Below are 15,595 nucleotides of genomic sequence, written 5' to 3' on the forward strand. Positions count from 1 at the left end.
CCTCGGCTGCTCCTGGAGACCGCTATCTGATAGCTGGCCGACCGCCGCTCGATTGCTTTTCTGCATGCCGACCTCCAGCCGCACGCGACCTACAAATAGAGAGGTGCCGCCCGTGAGGTGCCGCCCGTGAGGCGCCGCCCGCGCTGCAAGGGGCGACTCATGCCAGCGGAAGGTGACGCTGCCGCTGCCAACATGCCGGCGAGTGAGCTCGGCATAGCGTGTGACACTGACACAGACACAGACACAGAGGCATCGAGGCAGATGAACGATCATCGATCGAACGAGCTTTAGTGATCAACCTCGCTGTATTGGATCGAATCCCAACAGAGGTGAGACTACTGCCGGCATTCCACCGGCTAAAGAGCTTTTTAAACGAGGGCGTGCCGAACGGTGCCGCGAAGCCAGGCTGCAATGACCTGATGACCCGATGCATTCCACGACGCCAACCTCGATTGGCGACCCAATGCGCTTGGCCTGCTGGCCGCTTCATGCGTGAATCGACGACGCTTGATCGACGTGTTTCTATCCCAAACATAAAAAACCCCGCTCTCGCGGGGTTTTTATTGCGTGGTTGTCGATCAACCAGCCTTTCTTCAATCACCCAGTGTCAGCAGCGAGGCGTTGCCGCCTGCTGCGGTGGTGTTGACGGTGACAACCTTCTCTGTGGCGAAGCGCAGCAGATAGTGCGGGCCGCCGGCTTTTGGGCCGGTGCCGGAAAGGCCTTGGCCGCCGAATGGCTGGACACCGACGACGGCGCCAATCTGATTACGGTTGACGTAGACGTTGCCGACGGCGACGCGCGATGTAATGCGCTCGATGGTGTCGTCGATGCGCGAATGCACGCCCAAGGTCAGGCCGTAGCCAGTGGCGTTGATCTGGTCGATAACGGTATCGAGCTGGTCGGCTTTCCAGCGAATCACATGCAGAACAGGACCGAAAACCTCGCGTTGCAACTGGGTGAGCGACGTCAATTCATAGGCGCGCGGGGCAAAGAAACTGCCGTGCGCCGTGACGTCTTCCAGCTTGGTGGTTCCGATGAGGCGTGCCTCACGGTCCATGCGAGATGCGTGATCGTCGAGGATCTTGAGCGCATCTGCATCGATTACCGGACCAACGTCGGTCGAAAGCAAGCCAGGATCTCCGATCTTCAGCTCGCCCATCGCACCGGCGAGCATGGTCATGACCTTGTCGGCAATGTCGTCCTGGACAAACAACACGCGCGCCGCCGAGCAGCGTTGCCCGGCGGAGATGAAGGCGCTGGAAATTGCATCCTTCACCACGGCTTCGGGCAGCGATGACGAGTCGGCGATAAAGGCATTCTGGCCACCGGTCTCGGCGATCAGCACGCCGATAGCGGCATCGCGCGCGGCCAGGGTGCGATTGATGATGCGCGCGGTTTCGGTGGAACCGGTGAACGCCACGCCCGCCACGCGCGGATCGTTGGTCAGTGCAGCACCCACGGTGGCGCCGTCACCAGGCAGGAATTGCACGGCGGCTTCCGGTACGCCGGCTTCGTGCAGCAACTTCACTGCCGCGTAGCCGATCAGATTGGTCTGCTCGGCGGGTTTGGCGATCACGCTATTACCGGCAGCGAGCGCGGCGGCGACCTGGCCCAGGAAAATGGCAAGCGGGAAATTCCAGGGGCTGATGCAGACGAACACTCCGCGACCGTGTAATTGCAGTTCATTGGACTCGCCGGTCGGTCCGGGCAGGCGCTCGGGTGCGCCGAACTGCGCGCGCGCCTGGCCAGCGTAGTAGCGCAGGAAGTCGACTGCCTCGCGGACTTCGGCCACGGCATCGGGCAGCGTCTTGCCGGCTTCCTTGACGCAGATCGCCATGAACTCGGGCATGCGCGCCTCTAACAAGTCGGCCGCGTGTTCCAGGATGGTGGCGCGGCTCGCCGCCGGGGTGCGGTTCCAGCCCGGTTGGGCTGCAGCGGCTGACGCCAGCGCCTTCTGCACCGTCGCGGGATCGGCTGGTTGCCAGTGCCCAACCGTCTCGCGGCGATCGGCCGGGTTCAGCACTGCTTCGCTCTGGGTACTGATCACCGCGCCCGGTACAAGCGGCGCTGCCTTCCACGGTTTGACGGCGGCGTTGAGTTGCTCGGCCAGCTGCCGCAGATCGTTGTCGTTGGCGAGATTGGCGCCCATGGAGTTCTTCCTGTTCTGGTTCTGGCTGCGCAACAGATCGGTCGGCAGCGGGATCTTGGGGTGCGGGATGGAGACAAACGACGACACCGCCTCGACTGGATCGCGGATCAGGTCTTCGATGGCGACGTCCTCATCGGTAATGCGATTGACGAAGCTGGAGTTGGCGCCGTTTTCGAGCAGACGACGCACCAGGTAGGGCAGCAGATCTTCATGCGATCCAACTGGTGCATACACACGACACGGCAGACCCAGGCGATCGGCAGGAATCACCTCGGCATACAGGTCATCGCCCATGCCGTGCAGTTTCTGATGCTCATAGGTCTTACCCGCTGAAATCGCACGCACCGCAGCGATGGTCTGCGCGTTATGAGTGGCGAACATCGGATACAGCGCGTCGCTGTGCGCAAACATGCGACGTGCGCAGGCCAGGTAGGAGACGTCAGTGTTCTGCTTGCGCGTAAACACCGGGTAGCCGGGGTGGCCTTCGATCTGCGCACGCTTGATCTCCGCATCCCAATAGGCGCCCTTGACCAGACGCACCGGAATGCGTCGGCCAACGCGCCGCGCCAGGTCGGCCAGGAAGTCGATCGTATAGGGCGTGCGCTTCTGATACGCCTGTACCGCCAGGCCATAGCCTTCCCAGCCATCCAGCGACGGGTCGGAAAAGGTGGCCTCGATGATGTCCAGCGACAGCTCCAGGCGATCGGCCTCTTCGGCGTCGACGGTGTAGCCGATGCCATACGACTTGGCCAGCTGCGCGAGTTCCAGCACGCCGGGCACAAGTTCGGCCATCACGCGTGCGCGCTTGGCATGTTCGTAGCGCGGATACAGCGCAGAGAGCTTGATCGAAATGCTGGGCGCGGCGAACACATCGGTGCCGACGAAACTGCCGCTACGGCCGATCGCATGGATGGCATCGCGATACGCCTGCAGATAGCGCTGCGCATCCTTCATGGTCAATGCGCCTTCGCCGAGCATGTCGAACGAATAGCGGTAATCGGCGTTGTCGCCCTTGCGCGAACGCGACAACGCCTCGCCGATCGTGCGTCCCATGACGAACTGGTGGCCCATGATCTTCATCGCCTGCCGCACGGCCAGACGAATCACCGGCTCGCCGACGCGGCCGATCAGGCGCTTGAAGGCACTGGGCACATCGGCGCGGGTAAGGTCGTTGAGTTGCACCAGCCTGCCGGTGAGCATCAAGCCCCAGGTCGATGCGTTGACCAGCACCGAGTCGCTGCCGCCCATGTGCTTTTTCCAGTCCGCATCGCCGAGCTTGTCGCGGATCAGCTTGTCTGCGGTGTCCTGGTCGGGAATACGCAGCAGTGCCTCGGCCACGCACATCAGCAGCACGCCTTCCTCGCTGCCCAGATCGTACTGGCGCATGAAGGCTTCGATCGCGCCCTGATCCTGTGCGCGTGCACGCACCCGGGTGACCAGATCGGCGGCGAGTGCCTGCACCTTGGCCTGTTCTGCGGCCGGCAAGCGCGCCTGGTCGAGTAGTTCGTGCACGTGCTCGGCTTCGTCCTTGAGCCAGGCAGCGGTGATGGCAGCGCGCAATGCGCCGGGCGCGGCTGGTAACTCGGGCGCGAGCAGCGAGTGCGTGGCGGCGGTGGAGGCAAGTGAGTCGAGCTGAGCGTTCATGCGAAAGGTGCCTGGGAATCTTTGCGCATTCTAGAGAGCCGGAGCACCCGCACACTTGTGTGGAAGCGGCAGCTTTCCCGCCGTTTTGTGCAGGTCGCCCAAGGATGTGATGGTGGACCCGCTCACGGGCCTGTGCCGTCCGCTGTTTGAGTGAAGTATTTGATTTATGCGCATTTTTAGCTGCACTGCAGCAATTTGCTGATCGGCGGAAACGCTTGCCGCATGCGTTCGCGCGGGTCTACCATCGGGCTGTTCCCGCAGTCCGCTGCGTGTTGCCAATGATCGAAGTGCTGCCGTTGATGTCCGAAGGGGTTGGGACGCAATTGCGGTTGCGACCTCCGCGGGCGCTGTCGGCCAGGCAATTCGTGCTGTTGTTCGCAGTTCTGTCCGGAACGATGTGGGTCTTTGCGGGCCTGGGGTGGTGGACCGGTAATGTATTCGCGCCGGTATTCGCCCTGTTGCACAGTGGAATGGTGGCGCTGGCGCTACGTCAGTTGTGGCGAAGTGGCGAGCGCGAAGAAGCGATCCGGGTAGGGGAGACCGCAGTTGAGGTGTTTCCGTCCGGGCATGCGCCACCAGCGTTTCAGGCACATCCGCACTGGGTGCGGTTATTCATGGAACGCGACGACAGGGTGCTGTTGGTGAGCAGCGGCAGGCAGATCGAGATCGGAAGTTTTCTCGGGCCGGCCGAACGTGTGGAACTGGCAGATACCCTGAAACGCTTGCTCGCGGCCGCCAATGGCCGTCACCGATGACGTAAGGGTCTAGGCAATGACGCAACGCAGCAGCTGGAAGTCGACGTACACAAGGTTGGGCCTGGCGATGGCAGCGCTGGTCGGCGCACCGGGCGCCTGGGCGCAATCGGCTGATCCAAAGGAATGGCAGCTCAATATGGGCCGCGGGGTGACGCAGACCGCACGCATGGCCTACGAGGCGCATATGGTGGCGCTGTGGGTGTGCGTGGTGATCGGCGTCCTGGTGTTCGGGGCGATGGGCTATGCGATGTTCAAGTTCCGCAAGTCCAAGGGCGCGGTGGCTGCACAGTTCAGCCACAACACGCGGGCCGAGGTGCTGTGGACGGTGATTCCGGTGTTGGTGCTGATTGCGATGGCGTGGCCGGCAACGGCCAAATTGATTGCGATGTACGACACCCGCGAGTCGGAAATGACCGTCAAGGTCACCGGCTATCAGTGGATGTGGAAGTACGAGTATCTGGGCCAGGGCGTGGAATTCACCAGCCGCCTGGCGCGCGAGTCGGACCGCATCCGGCAGAGCGGCGAGCGCCCTACTGCGGCGTCGCAACCGCATTATCTGCTCGATGTCGATAATCGCCTGGTGCTGCCGGTCAATACCAAAATCCGCTTCGTGATCACCGCCGACGACGTGATCCATGCGTGGTGGGTGCCTGCACTGGGTTGGAAGCAGGACGCCATCCCGGGCATCGTCAACGAGGCGTGGACCAATATCGAGCAGCCGGGCGTGTATCGCGGCCAGTGCGCGGAGTTGTGCGGCAAGGATCATGGCTTCATGCCGATCGTGGTCGAAGCGCTGCCCAAGGCCGAGTTCCAGCGTTGGCTGGCATCGCGTCGCAGCGCCACACCAGCAGCGCCCGCGGCATCGACGGCAGCAGCCCCAGCAGCAGCGCCCACGCCCGCAGCACCAGCGACAGCACCTACCGGTGAGGCTGCACCCGCGGCGGCACCAGCAGCACAAGCTGCCGCACCGACCGCCGCTCTCTAATACCGCTCGCAACCGCACCGCTTCACAGAGGTCGTTCCGTCATGGCGCATACCGCAGTCGATCACCACGGACACCATCAGCCCGGCTTCGTCGAGCGCTGGTTCTTTTCGACCAATCACAAGGACATCGGCACGCTGTACCTGCTGTTCTCCTTCGTGATGTTCATCATCGGCGCGGCGATGAGCGTGGTGATCCGCGCCGAACTCATGCAGCCCGGCCTGCAGTTCGTCAAGCCCGAATTCTTCAACCAGATGACCACCGTGCATGCGCTGGTGATGATCTTCGGTGGGGTGATGCCGGCCTTCGTCGGTCTGGCGAACTGGATGATTCCGTTACAGATCGGCGCGCCGGACATGGCATTGCCGCGCATGAACAACTGGTCGTTCTGGTTGTTGCCGGTCGCCTTTACCTTGTTGCTGTTGACGCTGTTCCTGCCCGGTGGCGCACCAGCCGGCGGCTGGACGCTGTATCCACCGCTGTCGCTGCAGGGTGGCTACAACGTGGCCTTCAGCGTGTTCGCGATCCACGTGGCTGGCGTCAGCTCGATCATGGGGGCGATCAACATCATCGCCACCGTGCTCAACATGCGTGCGCCGGGCATCGATCTGCTCAAGATGCCTATCTTCTGCTGGGCCTGGCTGATCACCGCGTTCCTGCTGATCGCGGTCATGCCGGTGCTGGCCGGTGCGGTCACGATGTTGCTGACCGACAAGTTTTTCGGCACCAGCTTCTTCAACGCGGCCGGCGGCGGCGACCCGGTGATGTACCAGCACATCTTCTGGTTCTTCGGGCACCCGGAGGTGTACATCATGATCCTGCCGGCGTTCGGCGTGGTCAGCGAAATCATCCCCACCTTCAGCCGCAAGCCGCTGTTCGGCTATCAGGCGATGGTCTATGCGATCGCCGCGATCGCGTTTTTGAGCTTCATTGTGTGGGCGCACCACATGTTCACCGTGGGCATGCCGCTCGGTGGTGAGATCTATTTCATGTTCGCCACGATGTTGATCTCCATCCCGACCGGGGTGAAGGTGTTCAACTGGGTCAGCACGATGTGGAAAGGCTCGCTGACGTTCGAATCGCCGATGCTGTGGGCCGTGGCGTTTGTGATCCTCTTCAGCATCGGTGGTTTTTCCGGCCTGATGCTGGCGATCGTGCCGGCGGACTTCCAGTATCACGATACGTATTTTGTGGTGGCGCATTTCCATTACGTGTTGGTCACCGGCGCGGTGTTTGCCTTGATTGCAGCGGTGTACTACTGGTGGCCGAAGTGGACCGGGCGCATGTACAACGAGGCCTGGGCCAAGTTCCATTTCTGGTGGACGATGATCTTCGTCAACCTGTTGTTCTTCCCGCAACACTTCCTCGGTCTGGCCGGCATGCCGCGGCGCATCCCCGACTACAACGTGGTGTTTGCCGACTGGAATCTGGTCAGTTCGATCGGTGCGTTCGGCATGTTTGCTACGCCGTTCCTGATGGCCGCCATTTTGCTTGCGTCGCTACGCAGCGGTGCCCGCGCCGATGCGCGCGCCTGGGAAGGTGCAAAGGGTCTGGAGTGGACGGTGCCTTCGCCGGCGCCTGCACATACCTTCACCGTGCCGCCGGTCATCAAGCCTGGAGATCTTGCGCATGAAGACATCGGCCACTGAGTCGGCGTCGGAGCCGGCGGTGACGCGTCTACTTTCCGCTGCCGAACGGCAGGCGCAGCAGCGCCGCGCGGTACGCCGCACGGCAATCACGGTGGGGATCATTGCGTTGCTGATCTATGCCGGCTTCATTGCCTCGGGCGTCATCGGCCGATGACTGCGCGCGCGCCCACGCATGCGCCAACCGCCGGCTTGTTCAAGCTGCTGGGCGTGGTGCTAGGCGTCTTTGTGCTGACCTTTTCGCTGGTGCCGCTGTACCGCATCGCGTGCGAAAAAGTCTTCGGCATTCGCATGGAACGCGCACCGGGTAGCACGCGTGAGGGTGCATCCAATGCGGTGGGGGCTGGCAAACGCACGGTGCGGGTGGAGTTCGATGCCGGGGTCAATTCCAAACTGCCCTGGACGTTCCATCCCGAGCAAATGACGATGGACGTGGTGCCGGGCGAACTCAACGAGGCACTGTATTTCGCGCGCAACGACAGCAAGCGGGCGGTGGTGGGTAGTGCAGTGCCGTCGGTTGCGCCGGCGCGTGCGTCGGGCTACTTCAACAAGACCGAATGTTTCTGTTTCACCGCGCAGACACTGCAGGCCGGGGAGACGCGCGACATGCCGCTGCGTTTCATCGTGGACCCTGCGTTGCCTGCAGAAGTCACCACGATCACCTTGTCCTACACGTTCTATCGCAACGACGCGCTGACCTCCGAACTGCAGGGCGGCGCCGTATCCGGCGCGCCGCGCGCGGCGCCGTAACCTTCATCCACCCGTACCACGACACGGAAGCAACGCCATGGCCGATCACAGTCCCAACGCCGATGCGTATTTCGTCCCGACGCAGAGCAAATGGCCCTTTGTCGGGTCGATTGCGATGTTCGTGATGATGATTGGCGTGGCCAGTTGGCTCAACGATGCGGCCTGGGGACGCTGGACATTCTTCGCCGGCATGGCGATGTTGCTGGCGACCTTGTTCATGTGGTTTGGCGATGTCATTCGCGAGTCCAACGCCGGTAACTACAACCGCCAGGTGGACGGCTCGTTCCGCATGGGGATGGTGTGGTTCATTTTTTCCGAGGTGATGTTCTTCGGCGCCTTCTTCGGCGCCTTGTTCTACACGCGCGTGCTGACGCTGCCCTGGCTGGGTGGCGAAGGCGATGGCGTGATGACCAACGAGCTGCTGTGGAACGGCTATTCCGCTGCCTGGCCGACCAATGGTCCGGGCACGATCGGCGGGCAATTCCAGACCATTCCGGCCTGGGGGTTGCCGCTGATCAATACGCTGATTTTGCTCACCTCTGGTGTGACGCTGACCATTGCGCATCACGCACTGAAAGGCGGCCGGCGTGGTGCGCTGCTGCTGTGGTTGGGGTTGACGGTGCTGTTGGGTTGCGTGTTTTTGTTCCTGCAGGCAGAGGAATACATCCACGCCTACACCGAACTCAATCTCACGCTGGGCTCGGGAATTTACGGCTCCACGTTCTTTATGCTCACCGGCTTCCACGGCATGCATGTGCTGTTGGGCACGATCATGCTGGCGGTAATGTGGCTACGCGCGGCCAAGGGCCACTTCAGCCGCGACAACCACTTCGCCTTTGAAGCGGCCGCATGGTACTGGCACTTCGTCGACGTGGTGTGGCTAGCGCTGTTCCTGTTCGTGTATGTGCTTTGAGAATCGAGAATCGGGAATCGGGAATCGGGAATCGGGAATCGCCAGAGCGAGCCTGCTTTTGCTTCTACGATTCCCTACTCCCGATTCTCCATTCCCGGCCGCCTCAGCGTCCGATGCCATGCGGCTTGATCCAGCCGGTGTAGATGCCGATGATCACGATGGCGATCAATGCGACTGACAATCCAATGCGCCAGGTCAGTGCATTGACGGTGCGTTTGGTCTGGCCGCGGTCGGTGAGCAGGTAATACAGACCGGCACCCAGGTTCCACAGGATCACGATCAGGAAGGCGACAATCAGCAGCGTCTTGAGCGAATCGTTCACAACAGCCCCGGTGGTCGTCGACGTGGTCCGGGCATTGCACGCTTTTTTGCGTCGCTTGTCATGACGCGCAAGCACACGGCGGTGTTGGGTTGGGCGCTGGCCGTGCTGGTCAGCGCGGGGTTTGTTGCGCTCGGGCAGTGGCAATTGCAGCGCATGCACAGCAAGCAAGCGTTGTTGGAACGCGCCGCGCATGTGCGCGACACGCCGTTGACCCTGGTGCAGGCAGTGGCCGCGCGGCAGGAGTTGGCGTGGGTGAGCGGACGCGTACGGTTCTTGCCGCAGCAGGTGCTGCTGGACAATCAATTGCATGCCGGACGTGCCGGTGTGCGCGTCTACCAACTCGCCGCGGCGCAAGGCACATCGCATACGTTGCTGGTCGACCTGGGTTGGTTGCCGCTGCCGGCGAATCGGCAATTGCCGAGCATCACTGCACTGGAAGGTACGCGCGACCTGCAGGGGTTGTTGAGCGCGCCGCCGTCATCCGGTCTGGCAATCGGGCCGGCACTGGCGCCCACCGCCACGTCCAATACCTGGCTGGCGACACGGCTGGATGTGCAGGCGGTGCGCAGCACGCTGGGAAGGCGCGACATTTCGTCGCAGGTATTGCGCCTGGATCCAGTGGTGCCGGTCGGTTACGAGCGCGATCTGGAGATGCTTCCGAACACGTTGCCACCCGCGCGGCACTTGGGTTACGCGGTGCAATGGTTCGGTCTTGCAGCGGCGGTGCTGGCCACTGCAACGCTGCTGACCTGGCGTGCGCGGCGCCGTCGGCGGCGCGGGCACTGACCCGCGCGGCATGAGAAAATCGCCGGCATGACCTCTCCCACATCGGCCACGCCGCACTCGGTCAAACGCGGCCGCAGGATGCTGATTGCCCTGGCAGTGCTGTTCTTCGGCTCGATGTTGCTGGCCGGCGTGCTGCGCTTCTCCGGTTGGCAGCCGGCGTCGATGCGCAACAACGGACAATTGCTCAATCCGCCCGCCGACCTGCGTGCGCTGGTGCCGGTGCGCGCGGACGGGAAACCATACGCGTGGGCACCTGGCGAGCGCATCTGGCGGATCGCGCTCGCACCACCGGCAGACTGTGCGCAGCAATGCGTGGCATTGGCCGCGGAACTGGACAAGGTCTGGCAGCTGCTTGGGCATCGCGCCGACAAGGTGGAGGTGCTGTGGATCGGCACGCCGCCTGCCGGTCTGCCGCCAATGCCGGCCTTGCGCGTTCTGCGTGACGATGCCTCGTTGCGGCGCGCACTGCCGCGTGGCAACGATGCGGCCGGCGTGCCGGTGTATGTGATCGACCCCAACGGCTTCGTGATCCTGCGCTATGCCCCGGGTTTCGACCCGGCCGGCTTGCGTGCGGATCTGGTCAAGCTGCTGAAATTGATGTGAGCCCGTCTCGATGAATCTGTTTGCGCCACCGGCATTGTTCCGCCACTTCCACCGCATGGCCTGGCTTGCGGCGCTGTTCACTGCGAGCACGATTTTGTTCGGCTCGTTCGTGCGCCTGTCCGATGCCGGCATGAGCTGTCCGGACTGGCCGACCTGCTATGGCCGCGTCACCTGGCCGCAGACTGCCGACGAAGCCAACACGCACGTGGCCAGCAAGATTCGCCCGCTGGAATCGCACAAGGCCTGGCGCGAGCAGGTGCACCGCTTCCTGGCCGGCGCGCTGGGCGTGGAAGTGTTGGTGCTGGCGCTGCTGGCCGCGCGTCGCCGCCGCATGGGCATTGCGCAGGTCGTGTCGGCAGCGGCGCTGGTGGCGCTCTCGATCCCCTTGTACATGTCCGGCTGGCACACGCTGGCGATGGGTGTGGCAGCCGCCGGCGAGGCAATCCTGCTGCTGGCGGCGCTGCGCTGGAGCAATATCGATCTGGCACGTGCCGGCGTGCTGACGCTGGCGGTGGTGATCTTCCAGGCGCTGCTGGGCATGTGGACGGTGACGCTGCTGCTCAAGCCCATCGTGGTGATGGGCCATCTGCTCGGCGGCATGCTGATGTTTTCGTTGCTGGTGTGGATGGCGTGGCGGGCGACCCATTTGCCGATCACGCTGGCCGACGCTTCGCGGCTGAAGTGGCTGCTGCGTCTGGGTGTGGCGGTGCTGGGCCTGCAGATCGCGCTGGGCGGCTGGGTCAGCTCCAACTATGCGGCGCTGGCCTGCGGCGGCGGTAGCTGGTCTGCGGACAACTTCCCGCGTTGCGTCAGCCAATGGTGGCCGACGCATGATTTCCTCGAAGGCTTCACGCTGTGGCGCGGGATCGGTGTGGATTACGAAGGTGGCGTGCTCGATGGCGCGGCGCGTATCGCCATCCAGATGGCGCATCGCTTGTGGGCGATCGCGACCGCCCTGTATCTGTGGTGGCTGGCGTGGCGCTTGTCGCGTTCGCCGGGGATGCGCGTGTGGGCGACGGCGCTGGCGGTGCTGGTGGCGGTGCAGGTGACGCTGGGCATGCTCAACGTCAAGCTGGCCTTGCCGCTGGAAGTGTCGGTGCTGCATAACGGTGGCGCGGTGGCATTGCTGTTCGTGCTGGTGTCGCTATTGGCGCGGCTGCGCGCGCCGGAATGAGCATGGCTGTCAGTGCACGCGATTACTGGGATCTGACCAAGCCGAAGGTGGTGGCACTGATCGTGTTCACCGCGCTGGTGGGCATGTTCCTGGCCATTCCCGGCGTGCCCACCTGGGCCCAGGTGCGTGCGGGCACGTTGGGGTTTGTGGGGATCTGGCTGGCCGCCTCGGCGGCGGCAGCAATCAATCAATTACTCGATGCCAAGATCGACGCGCAGATGGCGCGCACGTCCTGGCGTCCGTTGGTAGTGGGCAAGGTACGGCCGTGGCAGGTGATGGTGTTTGCCAGCGTACTGATTGTGATCTCCATGACCATGCTGGTGGTCTGGGTGAACGTCATCACCGCGGTGCTGACCTTCGCTTCGATGATCGGCTATGCGGTGATCTACACCGTCTACCTGAAACGGGCGACCTCGCAGAACATCGTGATCGGCGGGCTGGCCGGCGCCACGCCGCCGATGCTGGGCTGGGCGGCGGTCACCGGGCTGCCGACCACCGCCGACTGGATCAATGCTTCGATCCTGGTGCTGATCATCTTCATCTGGACGCCGCCGCATTTCTGGGCGCTGGCGATTTTCCGCCGTGCCGATTACGCCAAGGCGGCGATCCCGATGTTGCCGGTGACCCACGGGGTGCCGCACACGCGCAAGCAGATCCTCATCTACACGATCGTGTTGGCGATCGTGACGCTGCTGCCGGTGGCAGTGGGCATGAGTGGGGTGTTTTATCTCGGCGGCGCGGTGGTGCTCAACGCGGTGTTCCTCTGGTATGCGTGGCGCATGCTGGACCCGCCGGACGAATTGTTTTCGATGAAGATGTTCGGCTATTCCATCGTGTATCTGATGGCGTTGTTTGCGTTTTTGATGGTCGATCACCTGCTGTTGCCGTGGGTGCAGTGAGAACCGCGGCAGACATCTGAGGCAGCCCGATTGCCGCTGCAAAGATGCCTGCCGGGTTGTGCTGGCTCAGCTTAGCCAGCTACTGCACGCGCTGGTGTTCTTGCTGTCGCAGCTGGCCTGCATTTTCTGCCGGAGTCGTGCCAGCACCGCGTTGCCTTCCTGGTGATGCTGCTTGCTCCAGGTCTTCAATGAGGCGCCCAGCCGGTCGAAGCGCTGACGGGTGCGCTGACGGTAGCCATCGGACTGTGTGGCCAGATCGCCGATCACCTGTGTGGCAGCTGCTTCGATGCCGGCGGTGTCGTCGGGGCTCAGCCGGATCAGCCCGTCCACATACATCATGCTGACCCGCATGCGGATAGAGGGGCCATCGGCAGTTTCATAGGCCTTCTTGAGCCAGGACAGCGCGGTCTTGCGATCGCCGCGTTCTTCGGCGAGCTGGGAGAGTTCCGGCATGTAGTAGTACGGAGTCTTGCTGCGTCCCAGTTCGGCCAGCAGCAATTGCTCGGCGGCGCTGCTGTCGCCTACCTCGCTCAACAACGAAGCCGCGTCGCTGATGATGGATTGCCGTTCCTCGACGGTCTTGGCCGCGTCCACTGCCGTTTGCACGCGCTGGTGCACGGCAGCGACCACCGCTGCCGGCAACGGCGGTTGTGGCCCCTTCGGCTCGGTCTCGGTCGGCTGCCCTTGCGCAAGGCGTGCAAGTTGCATCTTCGCGTACGCAGTGCCCAGGCGGTCGCTGATCGACACGCTGGTATCGGCATAGACGGTATCCAATGCCTGATCGAGCTTGGTCGACAGGGCGGCACGTTCGCCGGCGTCGGTACTGGCCGCACCGACCAGACGCGCGGCGACGTAGCTCAGCGTGCCGAGGTTCGCGCGCAGTTCGGCCGGATCGGCCAGGACCGCCTCCAACAGGGTGCGATAGGCCGGGTCTGGCGCGGGGGGCTTTTCCGCTGCGGCCAGCGCCGAGAGCGCAAACCGGTGTTGCAGTGCCGGTTGCGGGGCGGCCTTAGACAGGCGTGCGAGCAACCCGGCGGCGTCATCGGCCTTGATCAGCCGGTCGTCCATGCCCCAGGCATAGTTGCTGAGCACGGCCCAGTCGTCCGCGCTGAGTTCCTGCGGTGCGCGCTGCGCCTTGTCCAACAGCTGTTTGACGGTGGTGGTGCTGGTGGCCGCCACCCGCAGCACATCGGCAAGACGGGCGTTGTCGCTATCGCCGGCCAGACGGGTGATTTCGCTGCGGTCCGCGCGTAGCACGATGATGGTCGGGTAGCCCTTGATGCCGAATTGCTCGCCCCAGGCCTGCGCGCCTTGCGAGTCGCCATCCAGGTGCACCGCGACAAACTGCCGCGTGCGCGCGATGAACGCCGGATCCTTGAACAAGGTGGCCTTCAACTGGTTGCATGGTGGGCACCAGGCCGCGCCCCAGTACAGCAGGATCGGCTTGCCGCTTTCCTTGGCTTCGGCAAACGCGTCTTCGATGTCGCCTTCGTGCCAGGCGATCCCGGTGTCTGCGGCAGGTGCGGCGGCGGGTGTGATGTGTGCGGGTGCCGACGGTGGCACGGGCTTGTTGCAGGCGGTCAGGGTAGCAAGCACCGCAAGCAGTGCGATCAAGGACGGGGAAAGGCGTCGGCGGGACAGCTTCATGGGATCACCAGGGGAGGCGGCAGGGGATGGATCAGCGTGGGCTGCGCCCGCGCCGATCGAGGTCATGACCGTTGTATCCCTGCACACATGCCGGCAACGGCATCCGATGCGAATTGTTGTTACGCGCAACGCACCGGTCTGGGTGCGTTCGACGGCCAGCGCACGGCCAATCGTGCGAGCGCAGGCGATCGCATCGGCGCCGCCTGATCGCCGGGGTTCCCGCTTCAGTGGCGGCCGGTGGCCGGCGGCGGATCGCCCGGCGCGCTACGCGCGTAGCGCGCGGCTACGAACGCGCACACGATCAGCTGCAACTGGTGATACAGCATGATCGGCAACACGATCGCGCCCAGGCCGCCACCGGCAAACATCACCTTGGCCATCGGCACACCGGTGGCCAGGCTCTTTTTCGAGCCGCAAAACACGATGGCGATTTCGTCGGCGCGGTTGAAGCCAAGCCGGCGCGCAAGGAAGGTGATCGACAGCATGGCCACTGCCAGCAACAGCGCCGCAGCGCCCAGCACCGCGAGCAATGCCGGCAATGGTGTCTTCTGCCACAGTCCTTCGTTCACCGATGCGCTGAAGGCGGTGTAGACCACCAGCAGGATCGTGCCCTGGTCGGTATAGCGCAGCACTGCGCGATGGCGCTCGACCCAGCCGCCGATCCACGGGCGCATGAAATGGCCAGCCAAAAACGGCACCAGCAGCTGCAGCAGGATCTTGCCGATGGCCTCGGCCGGGTGCGCCATCGCGCCCTGGCTGCCGACCATCGCGCCCATCAGCAACGGGGTGAAAAACACGCCCAGCAAGCTGGAAAGCGAGGCCGCGCAAACAGCGGCCGGCACGTTACCGCGCGCCATCGAGGTGAAAGCGATCGACGACTGCACCGTGGACGGCAGTGCGCACAAGAACAGCACGCCGATGTACAGTTCCGGCGTCAGTGCGATATGCGCCACTGGCTTGAACAACAAGCCGAGCAGCGGAAACAGCACGAACGTGCAGGCCAGGATCACCAGATGCAGGCGCCAATGCAGCGCGCCTGCCTTGACCGCTTCGCGCGACAGCCGTGCGCCATGCAGGAAGAACAGCGCAGCGATCGCCACATCGGTGACATCGTCCATGATCGCGGCGGCAGCGCCGGAGACCGGCAACAACGAGGCGAGCGTGACCGTGCACAGCAGCGCGAGGGTGAAAGGGTCAATGCGCAACCGCGCCAGCAGCTTCTTCATCGAGATCCGACGGTATCGCGCGAACGTGCGCGGGGAGCGGATCATTCTACGACGCGTGCGGGCGCTGCCTAAGAGCGGTCAACACAACGACTGCGCAG

Annotated in this window: 14 protein-coding genes; 10 read left to right on the top strand and 4 right to left on the bottom strand. The window is 63.6% G+C overall.

All coding sequences use genetic code 11. The features are described from left to right. Positions 1-593: 593 nt before the first annotated feature. A complete protein-coding gene (gene putA / locus VC212_RS17655) occupies positions 594-3,794 on the bottom strand; it encodes a bifunctional proline dehydrogenase/L-glutamate gamma-semialdehyde dehydrogenase PutA (protein ID WP_323515103.1) in 3,201 nt (1,066 codons plus the stop codon). A gap of 278 nt (positions 3,795-4,072) precedes the next feature. Between putA and VC212_RS17660 the strand changes: the two genes are divergently transcribed. Genes VC212_RS17660 through VC212_RS17685 form a run of 6 tightly spaced genes read left to right on the top strand, consistent with a single transcriptional unit; the run spans position 4,073 to position 8,840 of the window. Further along, positions 4,073-4,549, top strand: coding sequence for a DUF2244 domain-containing protein (locus tag VC212_RS17660; protein WP_323515107.1), 477 nt, complete (start codon positions 4,073-4,075; stop codon positions 4,547-4,549). A 16-nt stretch (positions 4,550-4,565) separates the two neighbouring features. Next, entirely contained in the window at positions 4,566-5,534 is a 969-nt protein-coding gene (gene coxB, locus VC212_RS17665; RefSeq protein WP_311239990.1) for a cytochrome c oxidase subunit II, read from the top strand. Between the two features lie 41 nt (positions 5,535-5,575). After that, a complete protein-coding gene (gene ctaD, locus VC212_RS17670) occupies positions 5,576-7,180 on the top strand; it encodes a cytochrome c oxidase subunit I (protein ID WP_046964238.1) in 1,605 nt (534 codons plus the stop codon). Then, positions 7,161-7,334, top strand: a complete 174-nt coding sequence (locus VC212_RS17675) for a hypothetical protein (protein WP_003484652.1) — start codon at positions 7,161-7,163, stop codon at positions 7,332-7,334. Before ctaD ends, VC212_RS17675 begins: the two co-directional genes overlap by 20 nt. After that, entirely contained in the window at positions 7,331-7,927 is a 597-nt protein-coding gene (locus tag VC212_RS17680) for a cytochrome c oxidase assembly protein (RefSeq protein ID WP_055847441.1), read from the top strand. The genes VC212_RS17675 and VC212_RS17680 overlap by 4 nt, the downstream gene beginning before the upstream one ends. Before the next feature lie 37 nt (positions 7,928-7,964). Beyond that, a complete protein-coding gene (locus VC212_RS17685; RefSeq protein ID WP_055847444.1) occupies positions 7,965-8,840 on the top strand; it encodes a cytochrome c oxidase subunit 3 in 876 nt (291 codons plus the stop codon). Positions 8,841-8,943: 103 nt separating this feature from the next. On the opposite strand, the gene VC212_RS17690 is transcribed toward VC212_RS17685, so the two are convergent. Then, on the bottom strand, positions 8,944-9,162 hold the full coding sequence (locus VC212_RS17690) for a twin transmembrane helix small protein (RefSeq protein WP_005996896.1): 219 nt from the start codon (positions 9,160-9,162) through the stop codon (positions 8,944-8,946). 60 nt (positions 9,163-9,222) lie between these two features. On the opposite strand from VC212_RS17690, the gene VC212_RS17695 reads away from it, so the two are divergent. From VC212_RS17695 to cyoE, 4 genes are read left to right on the top strand one after another with little or no spacing between them, the layout of a single operon-like run. Continuing rightward, entirely contained in the window at positions 9,223-9,948 is a 726-nt protein-coding gene (locus VC212_RS17695) for an SURF1 family protein (RefSeq protein ID WP_323515101.1), read from the top strand. 27 nt (positions 9,949-9,975) lie between these two features. After that, on the top strand, positions 9,976-10,551 hold the full coding sequence (locus VC212_RS17700) for a hypothetical protein (RefSeq protein WP_115554777.1): 576 nt from the start codon (positions 9,976-9,978) through the stop codon (positions 10,549-10,551). A gap of 10 nt (positions 10,552-10,561) precedes the next feature. Then, positions 10,562-11,725 (top strand): COX15/CtaA family protein, encoded by a 1,164-nt coding sequence (locus VC212_RS17705; RefSeq protein ID WP_323515100.1) that lies wholly within the window; start codon positions 10,562-10,564, stop codon positions 11,723-11,725. 2 nt (positions 11,726-11,727) lie between these two features. Next, a complete protein-coding gene (gene cyoE, locus VC212_RS17710; protein ID WP_323515099.1) occupies positions 11,728-12,624 on the top strand; it encodes a heme o synthase in 897 nt (298 codons plus the stop codon). A gap of 66 nt (positions 12,625-12,690) precedes the next feature. Here the strand turns inward: cyoE and VC212_RS17715 are convergent, their stop codons facing one another. Beyond that, the gene (locus VC212_RS17715; RefSeq protein ID WP_323515098.1) at positions 12,691-14,271 is read right to left on the bottom strand and encodes a thioredoxin family protein; all 1,581 of its coding nucleotides are present in this window, start codon (positions 14,269-14,271) and stop codon (positions 12,691-12,693) included. A gap of 224 nt (positions 14,272-14,495) precedes the next feature. Next, positions 14,496-15,542, bottom strand: coding sequence for a bile acid:sodium symporter family protein (locus tag VC212_RS17720; RefSeq protein WP_055847460.1), 1,047 nt, complete (start codon positions 15,540-15,542; stop codon positions 14,496-14,498). Positions 15,543-15,595 lie beyond the last annotated feature (53 nt).

The organism is Xanthomonas sp. WHRI 8932A (assembly GCF_035012785.1).
GTDB lineage: Bacteria > Pseudomonadota > Gammaproteobacteria > Xanthomonadales > Xanthomonadaceae > Xanthomonas.

Bases quoted from the DNA above. Each gene is read 5' to 3' on its own strand.
- putA (WP_323515103.1), bottom strand. From the start codon at position 3,794: ATGAACGCTCAGCTCGACTCACTTGCCTCCACCGCCGCCACGCACTCG.
- VC212_RS17660 (WP_323515107.1), top strand. From the start codon at position 4,073: ATGATCGAAGTGCTGCCGTTGATGTCCGAAGGGGTTGGGACGCAATTG.
- coxB (WP_311239990.1), top strand. From the start codon at position 4,566: ATGACGCAACGCAGCAGCTGGAAGTCGACGTACACAAGGTTGGGCCTG.
- ctaD (WP_046964238.1), top strand. From the start codon at position 5,576: ATGGCGCATACCGCAGTCGATCACCACGGACACCATCAGCCCGGCTTC.
- VC212_RS17675 (WP_003484652.1), top strand. From the start codon at position 7,161: ATGAAGACATCGGCCACTGAGTCGGCGTCGGAGCCGGCGGTGACGCGT.
- VC212_RS17680 (WP_055847441.1), top strand. From the start codon at position 7,331: ATGACTGCGCGCGCGCCCACGCATGCGCCAACCGCCGGCTTGTTCAAG.
- VC212_RS17685 (WP_055847444.1), top strand. From the start codon at position 7,965: ATGGCCGATCACAGTCCCAACGCCGATGCGTATTTCGTCCCGACGCAG.
- VC212_RS17695 (WP_323515101.1), top strand. From the start codon at position 9,223: ATGACGCGCAAGCACACGGCGGTGTTGGGTTGGGCGCTGGCCGTGCTG.
- VC212_RS17700 (WP_115554777.1), top strand. From the start codon at position 9,976: ATGACCTCTCCCACATCGGCCACGCCGCACTCGGTCAAACGCGGCCGC.
- VC212_RS17705 (WP_323515100.1), top strand. From the start codon at position 10,562: ATGAATCTGTTTGCGCCACCGGCATTGTTCCGCCACTTCCACCGCATG.
- cyoE (WP_323515099.1), top strand. From the start codon at position 11,728: ATGGCTGTCAGTGCACGCGATTACTGGGATCTGACCAAGCCGAAGGTG.
- VC212_RS17715 (WP_323515098.1), bottom strand. From the start codon at position 14,271: ATGAAGCTGTCCCGCCGACGCCTTTCCCCGTCCTTGATCGCACTGCTT.
- VC212_RS17720 (WP_055847460.1), bottom strand. From the start codon at position 15,542: ATGATCCGCTCCCCGCGCACGTTCGCGCGATACCGTCGGATCTCGATG.